This window comes from Lamprobacter sp. (assembly GCF_034860625.1).
Taxonomy (GTDB): domain Bacteria; phylum Pseudomonadota; class Gammaproteobacteria; order Chromatiales; family Chromatiaceae; genus Lamprobacter.
Genome location: NZ_JAYESN010000322.1, coordinates 1 through 2,751 on the forward strand (window position 1 = coordinate 1; position 2,751 = coordinate 2,751).

The window sequence follows — 2,751 nt, forward strand, 5'->3', positions numbered from 1 at the left end:
GATAGATGGCTTCAATTTGCATGATGGTCAGCGTCAATAGCGGCCTGTTCCGGTGCTTGTAAATTGTGGTCTGTCACGGGTTATGCGCGGTTTATGCGCAAATGGTGGTCCGTCCCGGTTTATGCACAAATGGTGGTCCGTCCCGGTTTATGATCCGGTTTATGCTCAGTGGGCATTCTGGTCTGGAGCCGTGTTGGTGAGGCTCGGCCAGGCCGCGCGGAGGTAGAGGATCATCGACCAGAGCGTGAGGAGCGCAGCAATGTACAGCAGGATCACGGCGGGCCAGTAGATCGGTAACCCCAGGAACGGGCTGCCAAGGATGAGCAAGACGATCGAGACCATCTGCAGGGTGGTCTTCACCTTACCGGCCATCGACACCTTGACCTTGGCCCGGGCGCCGATCTCGGCCATCCATTCACGCAGCGCGGAGACGGTGATCTCACGGCCAATGATGACGGCTGCGGGCAGCACAAACAGGATGCTGGCCTCGGCCTGCACCAAGAGCACCAGGGCAACGGCCACCATCAGCTTATCGGCAACCGGGTCTAAGAATGCACCAAGCGGCGAGGTCTGGCTCCAGCGCCGCGCGAGGTAGCCATCGAGCCAATCGGTGATGGCAGCGACCGTGAAGATCAGCGCGCAGACCAGGCGCGCCCAAGGCACCGGCAAATAGAACACCACCACGAACACCGGGATCAGCGCGATCCGCAGCAGCGTCAGGATGTTCGGAATGTTCCACAGGCTGGTGTTTGGGCTCACAGACTTCCCCGATAGACTGACTCGCAGGTGCACAGAACAACCGATCTTGCTTGACTCACGGCCATTTGTCGTCGCGATTTATCCTAAAAAGACCATTTGAACCGCAGATGCGCGCAGATTTAATCGGCCGGCATCTGCGCCATCAAGGCAGCCACCTTCTCCGCCGTTGGCTGCTCGATCACCCCACGCTCGGTGACGATCACATCGACCAACTCGGCTGGTGTGACATCGAACACCGGGTTATGCGCGCCCACGCCCTCAGGGCCGACACGCATCCCACCACAACTGAGCACCTCATCGGCGGCCCGCTCCTCGATTGGAATATCTGCACCGCGAGCGACGCTGAGATCGATGGTCGAAGTCGGCGCGGCCACCATGAAGCGCACACCGTGATAGCGGGCCAGCACGGCAAGCGCATAGGTGCCGATCTTATTGCAGACATCACCATTGGCGGCAATGCGATCGGAGCCGACAATGACCCAGCCGATCCCACCGCGCGCCATCAGGCTCGCGGCGACGTTGTCCGCCTGCACCGTCACCGGGATGCCGGATTGGTCAAGCTCCCAGGCGGTCAAGCGAGAGCCCTGCAACCAAGGGCGGGTCTCGTCCGCATAGACGCGTCCGATCTTGCCGGCGGCGTGAGCGCTGCGCACCACGCCGAGCGCGGTGCCGTAGCCGCCGGTGGCCAGGGCGCCAGCGTTGCAATGGGTGATGACGTCGGTGGGGCCCTCGATCAGCGCCGCACCCAGGTCGCCCATCGCCTGATTGGCCGCGACGTCCTCGCGGTGAATACGCAGCGCCTCGATCAGCAGGGCCGGCACCGGATCGAGCTGGTCAAGCTGATCGAGCAGCGCACGCATGCGCTCAAGCGCCCAAAACAGGTTGATGGCGGTCGGCCGAGCTGCGGCGAGGACCTTCAGATCTTGGTCGACGCCAGGACGCCAGTCGGCCGGGCTGCGCTGGAAATGATCGCGCACCGAGAGCACGACGCCGTAGGCGGCAGTCACCCCGATCGCCGGCGCGCCCCGCACCACCATGTCTTTGATCGCACGGGCGGTTTCGGCGGCATTCTCGCAGACCACGAACCGAGTCTCGGCGGGCAGTGCGCGTTGGTCGAGAAGAAAGAGCTGGTCCTCATGCCAGACGATGGCGTTGTCTGGATGAGCAACCAATGCATGCGGCTTCATAGTTTGGGGCGTTATAGCTTGGGGCGTTTCCATGACGCGATCCCTTGTGGCAAAGTTCTCGTGCATTCTTGGCCTTTTTGGCCCTTCGCTCAAGTGGCAACACGCCGAGGACCCCTTCATGCAAGCCGAGCTCCTGATTCATGCCGACTGGATTCTGCCTGTGGATGCGGCGGATAACACGCTGGAGCGGCATAGCCTCTGTATCGATCGCGGGCGCATCAGCGCAGTCCTGCCACGCAGCGAGGCGGAGCAGCAGATCCAAGCCAAACGGGTCCTCAAGCTGCCCGGCCATGCCCTCATCCCCGGCCTAATCAACGCCCATACCCATGCGGCGATGACGCTGTTGCGCGGTCTCGCCGACGATCTACCACTGATGACCTGGCTGCATGAGCACATCTGGCCCGCCGAGGGTCGCTGGGTCGATACCGAATTCGTCGCCGATGGTACCCGGCTCGCGGTGCTGGAGATGTTGCGTGGTGGCATCACCTGCTTCAACGATATGTATTTCTACCCCGAGGTCACGGCGCGGATCACTGCCGAGGCCGGCATGCGCGTGCTGGCCGGGATGATCGTGGTCGATTTGCCCACCCGCTATGCGCAGGACGCCGACGAGTATCTGCGCCGCGGGCTGGAGCTGTACGAGCAATACCGCGACCACCCACTGGCACGCATCGCCTTCGCGCCGCATTCGACCTATGCGGTCTCAGAGGCGCCGCTCGCGCGCATCCGCACCCTCAGCGATGAGCTCGAGGTGCAGGTGCACACCCATGTGCATGAGACGCGCGATGAGGTGATGCAATCGCTC

3 protein-coding genes are annotated in these 2,751 nt (G+C 62.7%); 1 reads left to right on the plus strand and 2 read right to left on the minus strand.

The window, feature by feature from the left end:
• Nucleotides 1–165: 165 nt before the first annotated feature.
• Entirely contained in the window at nucleotides 166–741 is a 576-nt protein-coding gene (gene pgsA / locus VBE63_RS26895; RefSeq protein WP_323686072.1) for a CDP-diacylglycerol--glycerol-3-phosphate 3-phosphatidyltransferase, read from the minus strand.
• Nucleotides 742–878: 137 nt separating this feature from the next.
• On the minus strand, nucleotides 879–1,946 hold the full coding sequence (gene mtnA / locus VBE63_RS26900; RefSeq protein ID WP_323686070.1) for an S-methyl-5-thioribose-1-phosphate isomerase: 1,068 nt from the start codon (nucleotides 1,944–1,946) through the stop codon (nucleotides 879–881).
• Nucleotides 1,947–2,064: 118 nt separating this feature from the next.
• Here mtnA and VBE63_RS26905 point away from each other — a divergent pair.
• Nucleotides 2,065–2,751, plus strand: a 687-nt coding sequence (locus VBE63_RS26905; protein ID WP_323686071.1) for an amidohydrolase family protein, incomplete at its 3' end; no start/stop codon positions are given.